The sequence below is a fragment of the Streptomyces sp. NPDC096176 genome (assembly GCF_044763255.1).
Taxonomy (GTDB): domain Bacteria; phylum Actinomycetota; class Actinomycetes; order Streptomycetales; family Streptomycetaceae; genus Streptomyces.
In genome coordinates, this window is the sequence record NZ_JBIWFV010000017.1 from 56,103 (window position 1) to 71,588 (window position 15,486).

12 protein-coding genes and 1 pseudogene are annotated in these 15,486 nt (G+C 69.4%); 4 read left to right on the plus strand and 9 right to left on the minus strand.

From position 1 onward, the window contains the following. Positions 1-70: 70 nt before the first annotated feature. A complete protein-coding gene (locus ACIQ7Q_RS32055) occupies positions 71-3,562 on the plus strand; it encodes a ThuA domain-containing protein (protein WP_403869957.1) in 3,492 nt (1,163 codons plus the stop codon). 13 nt (positions 3,563-3,575) lie between these two features. Next, positions 3,576-4,484: a sugar phosphate isomerase/epimerase family protein gene (locus ACIQ7Q_RS32060; RefSeq protein ID WP_403869960.1), complete on the plus strand. Its 909-nt coding sequence runs from the start codon at positions 3,576-3,578 to the stop codon at positions 4,482-4,484. Between the two features lie 417 nt (positions 4,485-4,901). Here the strand turns inward: ACIQ7Q_RS32060 and ACIQ7Q_RS32065 are convergent, their stop codons facing one another. Genes ACIQ7Q_RS32065 through ACIQ7Q_RS32075 form a run of 3 tightly spaced genes read right to left on the minus strand, consistent with a single transcriptional unit; the run spans position 4,902 to position 7,681 of the window. Beyond that, complete coding sequence (locus tag ACIQ7Q_RS32065; protein ID WP_403869963.1) at positions 4,902-5,747, minus strand: ABC transporter ATP-binding protein; 846 nt, start codon at positions 5,745-5,747, stop codon at positions 4,902-4,904. After that, positions 5,744-6,766: an ABC transporter substrate-binding protein gene (locus ACIQ7Q_RS32070; RefSeq protein ID WP_403869966.1), complete on the minus strand. Its 1,023-nt coding sequence runs from the start codon at positions 6,764-6,766 to the stop codon at positions 5,744-5,746. The genes ACIQ7Q_RS32065 and ACIQ7Q_RS32070 overlap by 4 nt, the downstream gene beginning before the upstream one ends. Positions 6,767-6,811: 45 nt before the next feature. Continuing rightward, a complete protein-coding gene (locus ACIQ7Q_RS32075; protein ID WP_403870075.1) occupies positions 6,812-7,681 on the minus strand; it encodes an ABC transporter permease in 870 nt (289 codons plus the stop codon). Positions 7,682-7,874: 193 nt separating this feature from the next. Here ACIQ7Q_RS32075 and ACIQ7Q_RS32080 point away from each other — a divergent pair, with 193 nt between their 5' ends. Together ACIQ7Q_RS32080 and ACIQ7Q_RS32085 are read left to right on the plus strand one after the other, a co-directional pair. Further along, positions 7,875-8,921, plus strand: coding sequence for a LacI family DNA-binding transcriptional regulator (locus ACIQ7Q_RS32080; protein ID WP_403870078.1), 1,047 nt, complete (start codon positions 7,875-7,877; stop codon positions 8,919-8,921). A gap of 352 nt (positions 8,922-9,273) precedes the next feature. Then, complete coding sequence (locus ACIQ7Q_RS32085; RefSeq protein WP_403869969.1) at positions 9,274-10,470, plus strand: acyl-CoA dehydrogenase family protein; 1,197 nt, start codon at positions 9,274-9,276, stop codon at positions 10,468-10,470. A 136-nt stretch (positions 10,471-10,606) separates the two neighbouring features. Here the strand turns inward: ACIQ7Q_RS32085 and ACIQ7Q_RS32090 are convergent, their stop codons facing one another. The 6 genes and pseudogenes from ACIQ7Q_RS32090 to ACIQ7Q_RS32115 all read right to left on the minus strand — a co-directional run bounded on the left by ACIQ7Q_RS32090 (position 10,607) and on the right by ACIQ7Q_RS32115 (position 15,463). Next, positions 10,607-11,179 carry a GAF domain-containing protein gene (locus tag ACIQ7Q_RS32090; protein ID WP_403869972.1) on the minus strand — a complete coding sequence of 191 codons (573 nt, stop codon included), beginning with the start codon at positions 11,177-11,179 and terminating at the stop codon, positions 10,607-10,609. Further along, the gene (locus ACIQ7Q_RS32095) at positions 11,176-11,832 is read right to left on the minus strand and encodes a GTP-binding protein (protein WP_403869975.1); all 657 of its coding nucleotides are present in this window, start codon (positions 11,830-11,832) and stop codon (positions 11,176-11,178) included. The genes ACIQ7Q_RS32090 and ACIQ7Q_RS32095 overlap by 4 nt, the downstream gene beginning before the upstream one ends. Continuing rightward, positions 11,810-12,181, minus strand: coding sequence for a DUF742 domain-containing protein (locus tag ACIQ7Q_RS32100; RefSeq protein ID WP_403870080.1), 372 nt, complete (start codon positions 12,179-12,181; stop codon positions 11,810-11,812). Before ACIQ7Q_RS32100 ends, ACIQ7Q_RS32095 begins: the two co-directional genes overlap by 23 nt. 2 nt (positions 12,182-12,183) lie before the next feature. Continuing rightward, complete coding sequence (locus ACIQ7Q_RS32105) at positions 12,184-12,618, minus strand: roadblock/LC7 domain-containing protein (protein WP_403869977.1); 435 nt, start codon at positions 12,616-12,618, stop codon at positions 12,184-12,186. A gap of 7 nt (positions 12,619-12,625) precedes the next feature. Then, positions 12,626-14,605, minus strand: coding sequence for an ATP-binding protein (locus ACIQ7Q_RS32110; RefSeq protein ID WP_403869979.1), 1,980 nt, complete (start codon positions 14,603-14,605; stop codon positions 12,626-12,628). A 395-nt stretch (positions 14,606-15,000) separates the two neighbouring features. Further along, positions 15,001-15,463, minus strand: a pseudogene (locus ACIQ7Q_RS32115) (DUF4265 domain-containing protein). Between the last annotated feature and the right edge of the window lie 23 nt (positions 15,464-15,486).

Consider the following 15,486-nt stretch of genomic DNA (forward strand, 5'->3'; position numbering starts at 1 on the left):
ACCTACGCTGTGCGGCGTATTTAGAAAGCGCTTTCTAACCCCGCAGGCCCTACCAGCACCCGGGAGCGCCATGAGTGGTCATCACCTCGGACGGCAACGACGGCCCAGAGCCCTTCGCACCGCACTCTCACCCGTCTCCGTCATCACCGCACTGCTGGCGCTGCTCCTCGGCCTCGGGGTGACCCTGTCACCCCGCGCCGAAGCAGCGCCCTATCGCGTACTGGTCTTCTCCAAGGTCACCAACTTCACCCACGACTCGATCCCCGCCGGCATCGAGGCCATCAAGAAGCTCGGCAGCGAGAACGGCTTCGAGGTCGAGGCGACCGACGACGCCTCGACGTTCACCGACGAGAACCTCGCCCGCTTCCAGGCGATCGTCTTCAACAACACCAACTCCACCCCGGAGAGCGGCGATCTGCTCGACGCGGCGCAGCGAGCCGCCCTGCAGAAGTACATCCAGGGCGGCGGCGGCTGGGTCGGTCTGCACGCCGCGTCGGCCAGCGAGCGGGACTGGTCCTGGTACGAAGGCCTGGTCGGCGCCATCTTCGACAAACACCCGGCCGTGCAGACCGGCCGGATCAAGGTGCTCGACCGGTCCCACCCCTCCACCGAAGGCCTCCCCGAGCTCTGGGAGCGCACCGAGGAGTGGTACAACTGGCGCACCAACCCGACCGGCAAGGTGCACACCCTCGCCCAGATCAAGGTGCGGGACGGCATCACCGGGCTCGACGAGGGCGTCGACCATCCGTGGTCCTGGTGCCAGAACTACGACGGCGGGCGCTCCTGGTTCACGGCGGGCGGCCACGCCAAGTCCGCCTTCCAGGAGCCGGACTTCCTCGAGCATCTGCTCGGCGGCATCCAGTGGGCCGCCGGCAACAAGCCGGGTGACTGCACAGCGACCAAGACCGGCGCCTTCCAGCGCACCCCGCTGGCCACCAGCGATCTCGCCGACCCCTTCGAGCTGGCCGTCGCGCCCGACCGACGGGTCTTCTTCATCCAGCGCACCGGCAAGGTCAAGGTCATCGACCAGCAGACGCTGAAGGTCACGACCGCGCTCGACTTCGCGTACACCCCGGAGATGACGAGCCAGTCCGACGGCCTGCTCGGGCTCGCGCTCGATCCCGGCTTCGCCGAGAACAACTGGCTCTATCTGCTGAACTCCGACAAGACCGAGAAGCGTCTGAACCTTTCCCGGTTCACGGTCACCGGCAACACCATCGACCCCGCGTCCGAGAAGCGGCTGCTGACGATCCCGACCCTGCGCGGCGAGGGCAGGGCCAACTCGCACATGGCCGGCTCGCTCGCGTTCGACAAGGACGGCAACCTGTATGCCGCGACCGGCGACAACACCGACCCGTTCGCGTCCGACGGTTTCGCGCCCATCGACGAGGGCGAGGGGCGCCGCGCCTGGGACGCCCAGGGCACCTCGGGCAACACCAACGATCTGCGCGGAAAGATCCTGCGTATCACGCCCCAGGACGACGGCACGTACTCCGTGCCCGAGGGGAACCTCTTCGCGCCCGGCACCGAGAAGACACGTGCCGAGATCTACGCGATGGGCATGCGCAACCCGTTCCGTGTCACCACCGACCCGGTCAGCGGCGCCCTGATGGTCGCCGACTACGGCCCCGACGCCCGAGCGGCCAAGCCGGACCGCGGCCCCGAAGGCACGGTCGAGTACATGCGGATCACCGAAGCGGGAAACTTCGGCTGGCCCTACTGCGTGGGCAACAACATCCCGTTCAACGACTACAACTTCCAGACGAAGACCTCCGGTCCCAAGTTCGACTGCGCGAAGCTCGCCAACGACTCGCCGAACAACACGGGTCTGACCGAGCTGCCGCCGGCCCAGCCGGCGACGGTCTGGTACGCCTACTCGGCGTCCGAGCAGTTCCCGGAGCTCGGCACCGGCGGTGGCGGCCCGATGGGCGGCCCCGTCTACGACTTCGACCCGGACAACGCCTACCAGGGCAAGTTCCCCAAGGCCTTCGAGGGGGAGTGGTTCAACTACGAGCTGACCCGCAAGTGGTTCAAGACCTTCTCCTTCCAGCAGCAGGACCAGACCTTCACCGACCCGCGCTTCCAGCCGGCGAAGGCGGGCGACCTGCACTCGATCAACACCGTCTTCGGCGACATGGCGTGGAACCAGCCCTTCGACGCCGACTTCGGCCCTGACGGCGCGATGTACGTCATCGACTTCGGTCTCGGCAGCGGCACCGGCCGCGGCGGCAGCAACGAAGGCTCCGGGATCTACCGGATCGACTACGTCGGCGACGACCGGCTGCCCGACGCCAAGGCCACGGTCACACCGGACAGCGGTTCCGTGCCGCTGACCGTCTCGTTCTCCAGTGCAGGTTCCGGGCTTCCCGGCGACAAGCCGGTCACCTACGCCTGGGACTTCGACGGCAACGGCACCACCGACTCGACGGAGGCGAACCCGACGCATGTGTACCGGGAGAAGGGCCGCTTCACTGCGCGGCTCACCGTCACGGGACCCGGAGGACTGACAGGACTCGCCGTCCAGGACATCACCGTCGGCAACACACGGCCGCAGGTCACCATCCAGCGGCCGCCCAAGGGCGGCATGTTCAGCTTCGGCGACACCATCCCCTTCACGGTGAAGGTCAAGGACAAGGAGGACGGACGTAGAATCGACTGCTCACGCGTCGTCGTCCAGTCGCAGCTCGGGCACGACTCCCATCTGCACCCGCTGGACAACCACACCGGCTGCACGGGCGAGATCGCGACCGACGCCGGTGACAGCCACGGGCCCGGCCAGAACCTCTACTACGGCATCACGGCGCAGTACGAGGACAAGGCGGCACCGGGCGTACCCGCGCTGACCGGTTCCAGCTCGCTGACACTGCGCACGACGTATCGCGAGGCCGAGCACATGACGTCGACGGGCGGTGCGCATGACGGAGTGGTGGTGGCCGGCCGCAGCGACGCCTCCGGCGGCAAGCGGCTCACCGAGATCGAGGACGGCGACTGGATCAGCTTCGACCCGGTCGCTCTCAAGGGAATCGACTCCGTGACCGTGGGCGCGGCCTCCGGCGGTATCGGCGGAACCGTCGAGTTCCGCGCGGGATCACCCACGGGCACTCTGCTCGGCAAGGTGACCGTCCCGAGTACCGGCGGCTGGGGCAACGTCGTCTCCCCGACGACACCGCTGGTGGATCCGGGCGGGACGACGAAGCTGTACGCGGTCTTCACCAACCCCGAGTGGTCGGCCGACAAGCCCGACCTGTTCGCCGTGGACTGGCTGCACTTCAACGGCGCAGGTGTGGAGAAACGCCAGGGGGCCCGGGTCGAGATCACGGCCACGCCGGCGACCGGCACCGCGCCGCTCACCGTGCAGCTGGCCGGGCAGGTCACACTGCCCGAGGGCCGGACAGCCGCCTCGTACCACTGGGACGTCGGCGACAACAGCACGCCGGCCGGTGACGAGCAGGCGACCGCCACCCACACCTACGCCCGCGCCGGCACGTACACCGCACACCTCACAGTCACCGACGACAAGGGTGACACGACCACCAACTTCGCTCGCATCAACGTCAGTTGAGAAAGGAGTTCCGATGAACGGCACCAGACGGGCGTTCCTCGGCAAGGCTCTCGGCGTCGCCGCGGCGGCCACGACCGTCAAGGCGACGGGCTCGCACGCGTACGCCTCGGACGCGGACGCCTCGAACGTCGCGGAGACGGCCGCGGAGACGGCACGGCGCTGCCGTCGCATCCCGCCGGCCGGGATCGGCATGCACCTTTACACCATGCGCGCGCCCTTGGCGACGGACTTCAAGGGGACGCTCGCCCGCCTCGCACAGATCGGCTACGCGACCGTCGGTGTGAGCGGCCGGCACGGCAACAGCGCAGCCGCCATCCGCTCCATGCTCGACGAGATGCACCTGCGAGCCGTCTTGGAGCACGTCGGCTACGACGTGGTGCGGGGCAGCGGTCTGCCGCAGGCTCTCGAGGACATTCGCACCCTCGGCGCCCGATGGGTCGTGGTGCCCAGCCTGCCCGGGGCCATGCACACCCCGGCCGGATTCCGCGAGGCCGCCCGGGAGTTCAACAAGGCCGGTCTCGCCGCGCGCAACGCGGGACTCGGCCCGCTGCTGTTCCACAACCACGGCGCGGACCACCAGGTCGTGGACGGCGAGAACCTGTACGACATCCTGCTGCGGGAGACCGACCCCGAGCTGGTGGGCTTCGAGCTGGATGTCTACTGGGCGGCGAAGGGCGGCGGCAGCGACCCGCAGGACCTGTTCGTGGAGCATCGCCGCCGGTTCCCCGCACTGCACGTGAAGGACATGGCCCCAAGCGGCGGTTTCGCCGACGTCGGCTCCGGTGTCCTGGACTTCGCCGCGATGTTCGACACGGCGCGCAGCGGCGGCGTGAAGCAGTGGCTGGTGGAGCACGACGCGCCGGCGGATCCGTTCGCCTCGGCGCAGAACAGCTACACGTATCTGGCGAACCTCAGGTACTGACCGGGGTACACGAAAGAGCCCTGCACCACCCCTGGCGGGTGGTGCAGGGCTCCTTCCGTGTCAACGGGTCCGCGCGAAGACGGCGTCGGCTCAGCCCTGAGCGGACACCGCGCCGGGCCCGGTCCTGCACGAAGGCTGGGCCGGCCCGGTCGTACGCGAAGGGGGTCCGGAGGGGGCCGGCGGGTCGTACGCCGGGAAAGGCGGTAGCCGGCCTCCGTCCCGCCCGGTCGCGCGAGCGCGGCAGCCGACAGGCGAAGGCCCGGACGGGGGCCCGGGCCACGCCCCAGGAGCGGGCCGACGCGGCCGACGCCCACTGCGCGAAGGGCCAGGGCCGGCCCGGTCGTACACGAACAGCAGGGCCGGTCCTGTGTGAAGGCCCGGCCCTGCTCACGTCCTTGCGCGAAGACCGCGCCCGACTCAGTCCTGCGCGGAGACCGCGCCGAGCAGGCCGCGGATATGGGTGGTGGCCTCCCGGAACTCGGGCCGCCCCATCGTCTCCGTGTAGTCGCGCTCCGGGGGCAGCCCCACGTCGATGATCTCGGTGATGGTGCCGGGCCTGGGGCTCATCACCACCACCCGGTCGGCGAGGTAGCAGGCCTCGGAGATGGAGTGCGTGACCAGGAGCACCGTGGTGCCGGTCTCCCGCCAGATGCGGTTGAGTTCGGTGTTCATCTGCTCGCGGGTGAGCGCGTCGAGCGCGCCGAACGGCTCGTCCATGAGCAGGACGGGCGGCTCGTGCAGCAGGGCGCGGCACAGGGCGACGCGCTGTTGCATACCGCCGGACAGCTCGTGCGGCAGCGCGTCCTCGAAGCCGCTCAGGCCGGTCATCGCGATGAGTCCGTCGGCGCGCCGGCGCCCCAGCTCCGCCGGCATCTTCCGCATCTCCGCCTGCAGCAGGATGTTGCGGCGCGCCGAGCGCCACTCCAGCAGGGCCGCGCGCTGGAAGGCGTAGCCGATGTCGTGGCGCGGCCCCTGCACCCGCTCGCCGTTCAGCAGCACATCGCCCGTGGACGGCTTCAGCAGCCCCGCGACCAGCTTGAGCAGCGTCGACTTGCCGCATCCGGACGGGCCGACGATCGCGACGAACTGCCCCATGGGCACCTCGAGATCGATGCCGGTCAGCGCGGTCACGTCGCGGTTCTTGGTGCGGAAGCGGACGGCGACGTCCTTGATGCCGACCGCCGCTGTGCTGCCGGGCCCGCTGCTTCGTCCGTCGTTCGTCACTTCCGGCTCCCGCACAATGGTGTTTCTGGGCATCGTCATCCCTTCATCGCGGTGGCGCTGTCCCAGTACTCGGCCACGGCCTTGGGGCTGCTCACCAGGCCGGCCTCGGCGAAGACGTCGATGGTCTGCTGCCAGTCGGCTTCGGTGTTGACGCCCGGCGCCTTGCCCTGCGTCGCCTCGGTGTGCAGGAGGGTGAGCGTCGTGGCGAACTGCTCGGACAGGACCTCCTTCGGCGGGAGCTGCTCGCTCGCGCCTGCCATCGAGGCCACGGCCGGGTCCGGTGCCTTCTCCGCTGCGGCGAACGACTCGCTGACCGCCTTCGCCATGCGCTGGGCGAGATCCTTCTTGCCGGTGAGGACCTTCTGGCCGGCGATCAGGCCGTTGGAGTAGAAGTTGAGCCCGTTCTCCGAGAAGCGCAGGTACGAGACCGGCTTCTTGGCCTTGTTCTGCATGGTGGGCCCCTGGTCGCTGGCGTAACCGAGCAGTCCGTCGGTCTTGCCGGAGATCACGGCGGCGATCTTGCCGGCCGGGTCCGTGTTCTGAACCTTCACGTCGGACTCAGCGAGGCCGTTCTTCTTCAGGAAGATCGGGAACGTCTTGGAGAGCGCGTCGCCCGCGGTGCCCGCGATGGTCTTGCCCTTGAGGTCGGCGGGGCTCTTGATGCCCTGCGAATCGAAGAACTGCACCGACGACGGAGTGGTCTGCAGAAAGACGCCGAGGCTCCTGACCTTGACGCCGGCGTCGACACCGGAGAGGACGGCGGGTGTGTCGGCCCAGCCGAAGTCGGTCTGTCCGGCTCCGGTCGCCTGCACCGTCTTCTGGGAGCCCTGGCCGGCGCGGATCTCTATGTCGATGCCGTGCTTCTCGAAGATCTTCTGCTGCTTGCCGTAGTAGAACGGCGCGTGTTCGCCGTACGGGTACCAGTTGAGCGTCAGCGTCACCTTGTCCAGCTCCTTGCCGGAGGAGCTGGTCGATGTGTCCGAGCCGTCCTCCCCGCAGGCCGTGGCGACCAGAAGCAGCGGTACGAGGCCGGTCATAAGCAGTCTGCGCGCAGTCATGGCTGGTCCTTCTCGTCAACGTGGGACATATGGCCGGTGATCAGGTCAGTACGTAGTGGTGACGCCGGTCTCGCGGCGGCTGGCGTGCCACGGGAGCAGCAGCTTCTCCGCGACCTCGACGAGGACGAAGAGGACGACGCCGATCAGGGACATCACCAGCAGGCCGGCGAAGAGCATCGGGGTGTCGAGGTTGCCGTTGGCCTGGAGGATCACATAGCCGAGCCCCTCGTTCGCGCCGACGAACTCGCCGACGACCGCGCCCGTCACGGCGAGCGTCACCGCGACCTTGAGTCCGGAGAACAGGTGCGGCAGCGAGGCGGGCATACGGATCTTCACAAAGGTCTGCCAGGGGCTCGCGCCCATGGTCGAGGAGAGCTGGAGCATCTCCGGATCGACCGCCTTGAGTCCCGTCACCATGGAGATGACGACCGGGAAGAAGGCGATCAGCACCGCGATGAGGATCTTCGGCGCGATGCCGAAGCCCAGCCATACGACGAACAGCGGGGCGATGGCGATCTTCGGCACGACCTGGGCGAAGAGCAGGATCGGGTAGAGGGTCTTCTCGACGGTTGCCGAGTAGACCATCACCACGGCGGCGAACACTCCGACGACAACGGCGATCAGGAAGCCGAGCAGCGTCTCGTAGGTGGTCACCCATGTGTGCTGCCAGATGTAGTCGGCCTTGCCGGTGAGTACGTCGAGTGTCGCGCCCGGCGAGGGGACGAGGTAGGGCTCGACGAGTTCGGCGGCGGCGATCACCCACCAGGCGGCGAAGCACGCGAGCAGCAGGGCGACGGGGCGCCAGCTCTGCTCGAGCAACCGTGACGCCCGCTCCCCCGCGCTCGGGCCGTTCCGCCTGTCGACTCCTGCCACCTGCGCGGGTGGTGACTTGATGACGCTCTGACTCACGGTCAACTCCTGGGTCTCCGGAGCGGTCGGCAAGAGCCGTCCGGATCGGCCGGGTTCTTCGATCTCCCACCGAGAAAACGCTTTCAGAAAGCGCTTTCTGGTATGGTGCGGCCACGCTAATGACTGCCGGTCCGCACGGTCAATAGGCCGTCCCGAAGTTTCGGGGGGTCAAGTGAGTGAACAAGAACCACAGGCTCATGTGACGCTGGACGCCGTCGCCCGCAGAGCGGGCGTGTCCCTCGCCACGGCGTCACGAGCCCTGAACGGCACCACCCGGGTCCGCGAGGAGCTGCGCAGCCGGGTACGCACGGCCGCCGACCAGCTGGGCTACATCCCCAACGCCCATGCCCAGGCGCTCGCCAGCGCGTCGAACAACACCGTGGGCCTCATATGCCACGACGTGGGCGACCCCTACTTCGCGGCGATCGCCGCCGGCGTGATGCGCGCAGCCGCGGAGAAGGACCTGCTGGTGATGCTGGCGAGCACGTTCCGCGAACCGGCGCGCGAGATCGCCTATGTGTCCACGCTGCGCGCCCAGCGGGCCCGCGCCATCCTGCTGATCGGCTCCGGCTTCCAGGACCGGACCTGGGAGCGGGCGCTCGCCGCGGAGCTGGAGCCCTATGTGCGGGCGGGCGGACGCGTGGCGGTCGTCAGCCGGCACCGCAGCCTGCGGGTCGACGCCGTACTGCCGGAGAACCGGGGCGGCGCCGCGGCCTTGGCCAGGGCTCTCCTCGACCTGGGGCACCGGGACTTCGCGGTACTCACCGGGCCGCCCTCGCTGACCACGGTCTCCGACCGGCTCGCCGGCTTCCGGGACGAGCTGGCACGGGCCGGCGTCGCCCTGCCCCGGGAGCGGATCGTGCGCGGACCCTTCACCCGCGAAGGCGGGTACGCGGCGGCACGGGAGTTGGTCGCCCGCGGCACACTGCCCACCTGCGTGTTCGCGGTGACCGACGTGATGGCGGTCGGCGCGCTCGCCGCCTTCCGGGAGCAGGGCGTACGCGTGCCGGACGACATCTCGCTGGCGGGCTTCGACGACATCCCCCTCGTACGGGAACTCTCCCCGCCTCTCACGACGGTCGCGCTGCCGCTCGCCGCCATGGGACAGGAGGTGATGGCACTCGCGCTGCGAGAGCCGCGCGGATCCCGGTCACGGGTGCTGCGGGTGGGCGGTGAGGTCGTCCTGCGCGCCAGCGTCGCTCCCCCGCCGCTACGGCCGGCTCGGGCCGACGGGGGCGCGCACTGACGTGGCTGCGACCGATACGCGCCACGCGCGCCGGTCGCCACCTCGGTGTGCGCCGGAGCTCTGACCATCGGCCGGACCAGGTACCCACGAAACCATTGCCGTTGGCATGTGGCAGGAGGCCGATTCGTGGGAATGCCGTACGGATGAACAGATCCGGTCGAGTACCACACGCTTCCCATGGTCAATCAAACGTCAACGGCCTTAATTTCAGCCAAAGTTGACATCGACCTTGTTACCCCACGAACGGGTCAAACAGGCTGAGGGGGTCGGCCTGTTCGGGGCGGTAGCACTGCCGATGCACCACCTGCTCGAACAACCCGCGCGAGCAGGCGTTTCGGGAGGGGAGCTCGTGATGGACGGATACTTCGCCAGTCGGCTGCATCACCAACTTCGGGCCGTTGTCAGGGAGTTCGCCGAAAGGGAGGTGCGCCCGCGGATCCCGGCCATGGAAGCCGCCCGCACGGTCCACCGGGAACTGTCCGCCCTCATCGCGCGGCAGGGCTGGATCGGCGCCACCATCAGCAGCGAGTACGGTGGTATGGCTCTGGGGCACCTCGCCAAGACCATCATCATCGAGGAGCTCTCCCGGGTCAGCGGCGCCATGGGCGCCATGGTGCAGGCATCGCAGCTGGGTGTGGCCAAGATTGTCCATTTCGGCAGCGACGAGCAGAAGAAGACGTGGCTGCCCGCCATCGCGGCCGGTGAGTGCCTGCCTACCATCGCCGTCACCGAGCCGGAGTCGGGCGGACACGTACTCGGGATGAGCGCCACCGCGGTGAGGGACGGCGACGACTACGTCCTCAATGGCCGAAAGGTGTTTGTCGGGAACAGCCACGTCGGAGATCTGCACGGCGTGGTGGTCAGGACCGGACCGGGGTCGAAAGGGCTGACGGCGTTCCTCGTCGAGTCGGACCGCCCCGGATTCCGGGTGGGCGACGAAGAGTCGACGATGGGGCTGCACGGATTCAGCTTCGGCGAGCTGTACTTCGACAACTGCAGGGTCCCGGCAGCCAACCGGCTCGGCGACGAAGGCGACGGGTTGGCCGTGGCGTACTCCTCGAGCGTGCTGTACGGACGGGCCAACCTGACAGCCGTGTCGCTCGGCATCCACCAGGCGATCCTGGAGGAGACCACCCGTTTCTGCGAGGAGCGGCACCGTTACGGCAAGCCGCTGCACGAACTGCCGTCCGTGAAACTGAAGCTCGGCATGATGCAGTCGCGGCTGATGACGTCGCGGCTCGCCGCATACCATGCCGTGCATCTGCTGGACGCGGGCATGCCGTGCGACGCGGAGCTGATGAACGCCAAACTGGTGAACGTGGAATCGGCGATCGACTCGGCCCGCAACGCCATGGAGGTCCATGCCGCCGCGGGCCTGTTCACGAACCGCCCCATCGAGCGCTATCTGCGCGACGCGCACCACATGTTCGCGCCCGCCGGCACGTCGGACGTCCAACTGCTGAGGCTGGCGGAGGTGGCGCTGGACACGGCGAAGGGCCAGTGGTCGCAGCGGCTGTCGGAGGAGGTGCGGATGGTTTCGGCGAGCTGACCGCGTGCCTGTGGGTGCCGGGCGGCGGGGCCCGGCGGCAAACCTGGGGGCGACGCGAGTTGACATTCCGCCCCGCGCCTGGGGGGCGGCGGGCCCCGGAGGCGGCCCGGGCGGCCGCGCTCCGTGGGGCGCCGACTCAGATACCGCGGTCCTCCCGGCGGTGGATCTGCTCGATGAGTTCCGCGGCCAATGACTTGATCGTCTCGAGGCCCGCCCGCCCCCACGGCCGGGGCTCCGTGTCGACGACGCAGATCGTGCCCAGCGCCATCCCCGTGCGGTCGATCAGCGGCGCCCCCAGATAGGAACGGATGCCGATCTCGTCGACGACGGGATTGCCCGCGAAACGGGGGTAGTCGCAGACGTCCTCCAGGACGAGCGCCTTGCGGCGCACGACCACATGGGGGCAGTAGCCGTGGTCGCGTGCCATGAACCGGCTGACCTCGGTGCCGCCCGTGGCAGCGGCACCGAGGTCGGTACCGCTGTGGCTGCCCGAGGGGGTGTGCAGCCCCGCGAAGAACTGCCGGTTCTCGTCGATGAAGTTGACCATGGAGAACGGTGCGCCGGTCACTTCGGCGAGCTTGCGGGCGAAGTCGTCGAAGGCCGCGTCCGGCCGGTCGCCGAATCCCAGCTGGCGCAGCCGCTGCACGCGGGCGGGGGCCTCTCGGTCCACGGGTGTCAGCAGGAGATGGCCGGTGGGGTCGTACGTCATGTCGGTGCTCCATAGCTCGGTGCCGGGCCCGGCACGACGGTGGTGGTGAGCAGGTGCTGGACGAGGGTGACCAGCGTCCTGATGCCCGAGCCGGCGATGCGCGCGTCGCAGAGGACGACCGGCACCTCCGGCCTGAGATCGATCGCCGCGCGCACCTCGTCCGGCTCATAGCGGTAGGCGCCGTCGAACTCGTTGACGGCCACGACAAATCCGATGCCGCGCCGCTCAAAGAAGTCGACGGCCGAGAACGAGTCCTCCAGCCTGCGGGTGTCGGCGAGCACGACGGCCCCCAGGGCGCCCTCCGAGAGCTCGTCCCACATGAACCAGAAGCGCTCCTGTCCGGGTGTGCCGAAGAGATAGAGCACATGGCGGGCGTCCAGAGTGATGCGGCCGAAGTCCATGGCGACCGTGGTGGTCGTCTTGGACTCGATGCCGTCCAGACTGTCCGTGGCCACACTGACCTGGGTGAGCAGTTCCTCGGTACTGAGCGGGTCGATCTCGCTGACCGCTCCCACGAGAGTGGTCTTGCCGACCCCGAACCCGCCGGCGATCAGAATCTTGAGCGCCGTGGGGAACTGGTCGCCGTCGTCGGCGCCGCGTGCATGAGAACCGTCGCCGGCGCCCTGGAAATCAGAGCCGTCGTCGTAAGCCATCGAGCACCGCCTCCAGCAATGAACGGTCCGTGGATGTGTCGTGGCTGCGCGGCGCCCGCGCGGTGAGGGCGCCGCAGTCCACGAGGTCGGAGAGGAGCACCTTGGTGACAACGGCCGGGAGCCGTAAGTGGGCGGAGATCTCGGCGACGGACGTGGGGCCGTGGCACAGCCTCAGCGCCACGGTGTGCTCCGGACCGAGATGCACCTGCGGCGCGGTCCCGGTGGCCATCACCATGGAGAGCAGGTCGAGGGCGGCCGTCGGACGGGTGCGGCCGCCGCTCACCGTGTACGGACGGATCAGCCGGCCCGCCGCGTCGTCGAGAAGCGGCCCGTCCTTCGGCGAGGGCATGGTCATTGGCCCGCGGCGCCCGGTGCTGCGGCGGACTGTCTCACCGGCGTGACCAGGTACGGACGCACGCTCTTGACCAGCATCGCCATCTCGTATCCGAGCACGGCGGCGTCGGCCTCCCGTCCGGCGAGCACGGCGAGACAGGTACCGGAGCCGGCCGTGGAGACGAACAGCAGTGTGGAGTCGAGTTCGACCACGACCTGCCGCACCTCACCACCGTCGCCGAAGCGCGCTCCGGCGCTGCGGCCCAGTGAGTACAGGCCGGAGGCAAGGGCGGCCATGTGGTCCGCGCTGTCGTTGTCCAGGCCGTGCACCGATTTCACCAGGCCGTCGGAGGAGAGCAGTACCGCATTTCGTGTGTACGGCACACGCTGGACCAGACCGCTCAACAGCCAGTCGAGGTCCGAGACATGGCCGGTCGGCACATCGCTCGCCATGGTGCATCTACTCCTTGGTGGTGGGGTCGTGGCGCAGGGGGTCGTGGGGTCGAAGGTGGTGGGGCTGGGGTGCGGAGTGGTGCTGTTGCCCGGAGTAGGACTGCTGTCCGGCCAAGGGCTGCTGTCCGGAGTGGGATTCGTGTTCGGAGTGGGACTGGTGACCGGAGTGCGGCGGTTGTTCGGAGTGGTGTGTCTCCCGCGTCGGCTGGATCTCCGCAAGCCCGATACCCCGCTGGAAGGCGGCCATCAGGCCCGGGTCGTGCAGGGCCGGCTCGTCGTCCTTGCGCGGCGCCGGGGCGTCCCGCAACTGCGGGACCAGGTGTTCCTGGCTACGGCGCTTGGGCAGTTGCGGACGGCCCATGGTGCCCCGCACGACCGGGCCGGACGGCGGTTCGGCCGTCGCCGGGCCGTGCGGGGGCGCGCCGCCGTGCGGTGGTGCGGTGTGGCCGACGCCCGGGCGGGCGGCTGCCGGGTTCGGGCGGACGGCGTGCTCCCCCCTGACGGGCAGGGGCTCATGTGCCATGGCGGCGGCAGGGACCGGCTCGCGCTGCGCCGGCAGTGGTCCTGGCTGAGCAGGCAGTGCCGACTGGGGCAGGGAGGGCGGTGACATCGCCGCGATATGGGGTGCGCCCGTATGTCCGCCGGAGTATCCGACAACCTGTCCACTGCTGTCGCTTGCATGCCCGCCGACATGGTCGGCGGAATGGGCGGCGGGCGCGGCGAGCGCCTCCGGCCTGTCCGACGTCTCCCGCTCGGCGCCCAGCAGACCTTGCGGCAGTACGAGCACGGCCTGGACGCCGCCGTAGATGTTCGACTGGAGCCGTACTGCGATGCCGTGGCGGCGGGCCAACGCGGAGACGACGAAGAGACCGATCCGGCCGTCCTGCAGCAGATGGGCCACATTGACCTGGTCGGGGTCCGTGAGCAGGGCGTTCATCTTGTCCTGCTCCTGCAACGGCATGCCGAGGCCGCGGTCCTCCACCTCTACGGCCAGTCCGGCCGTCACGTGCTGGGCGCGCAACAGCACCTGGGTGTGCGGGGCGGAGAACAGCGTGGCGTTCTCCACCAGTTCCGCCAGCAGGTGGATCACGTCGGCGACCGCGTGGCCGCGCAGCGTGCCGTCGATCGGAGGCACCAGCTTGACTCTTGGGTACTGCTCCACCTCGGCGATCGCCGACCTGAGCACCTCGGTCATGGTGACCGGGTTGGACCACTGCCGGCGGGAGACGGCGCCGCCGAGGACGGCGAGATTCTCGGCGTGCCTGCGGATACGCGTGGCGAGGTGGTCGACGTGGAAGAGGCCCTTGAGCAGCTCGGGGTCCTCGACCTCGTTCTCCAGCTCGTCGAGCAGCTGGATCTCGCGTTGCACGAGGGACTGAAGCCTACGGGCGAGGTTGACGAAGACCTCGACCTTCTGCTCGTTGCCCACGCTGCTGGAGAGCCGGGACGCCTGCACGACCGCCGTCACGGCGGCGTCGTGCGAGCGTGACAACTCCTGCGCCAGCAGGTCGAACTCGTCCCCTCGCGCGGGCGGCTGCGGGGACGACGCGCGGCTGGGCGGCGGGCCTTCACCGCGCCGGAGCATGTCGACGACCGTGCGCAGCTCCGCGTGGCCGCGGGCGGTGGAGCGGCGGAGCTCGGAACATCGGTCGAGCACGGACTTGGCCGTGCGGTCGGCGCCGCGCGCGGCGACGGCGACGGCGGCTATGGCCAAGACGGCCATGGCGGTCAGCACGGCCCACAGGCCGGCTGACGGTTCGGGAGTGGTGGCGCGCAGCGTGATGACCACCCCGGTGGCGCCGCTCAGGGCGGCGACCACGGTGGGCAGGACGGCGGTGCGCAGGAGTTGGGGTCGTATGCGGGCTTCCGGCTGTGCGGCCGCGGACGGCGTCCTGCCCGCGGACGTCAGGGAGCGGGCGCCTGGCCGGCCGTGACGCCCGCCCTCTCGGCGGTCGGACCGCGCGGCTGGTGCGCGTAGTTGAGACATCAGCGTCCTTGGTACGTGGGGCCCCAGGAATCGGCGTAGTGCGTGTGGTCGGCATGACTCCACGGCGGAGCCCGGGCACGCGAACGAGAGCCCACCGTCGATCACCGGCCACACACGGTAGTCGGGTGACGCACACGTGCGATGGGCAGTTGCCAAAGTTGCCCGCCATTCGTCCCGCTCTGGTATGAGGGGTCGCACGACAGCACGAAATGGTGGGGGGCGGGGTGGACGGGGCCGCCCTCCCCCGCCTGTGTCGGCCGGCGAACGTTGGCCTCCGCTCACCGAACCGGGCACGCCCCGGGCCGGATGCCGCGCTCCGCGCGACCCTTACGGCTTGACTCGTTGTGAGCGCGTGCCATCGAAGTTGGTCGCGAGGGCTTCCGTACCTGTACGCGTCAGGCGTTCCCCCACTCGTCGGTGCCGCAGCCGACTTCGTCGTGCCAGAGGCCCTCTTCCTGCCCTTGGTTCTGGAGTGCCTTGATCCCCGCGAAATCCGCCCCGGCCGGTGCGGTGAACGCCACCATGGGGAAGTCCTCGCTGAAGACTTCACCGCCGAGAACGAACGCTGAAAGGCGCTGATGCACTGCCTTGGGGCCGGCAGGGAGGGGCACCAAGCGAATCCGTGCAGTTGCCGGCGGAACCGACCCGCCCGACGGCCCAGGGCAGCCCGTCGGGGTCGGTCCGAAACCGCACAAGGTCACCCTCGGCCACTCCGTTCTGAAGGAACGGGGCGTTCCGCACGGTGGCCGTGTCGGCGCCGAGTCTCGTCGCCCACAGGCCCTCCGTGTCCTGCGGGAACCAGCCCTCGCGGGAAACGAACCGGAACCAGACCTTGATCTTCTCGACCGCGTTCTCCATGGCGGCCGTGATCCGCGGATCGC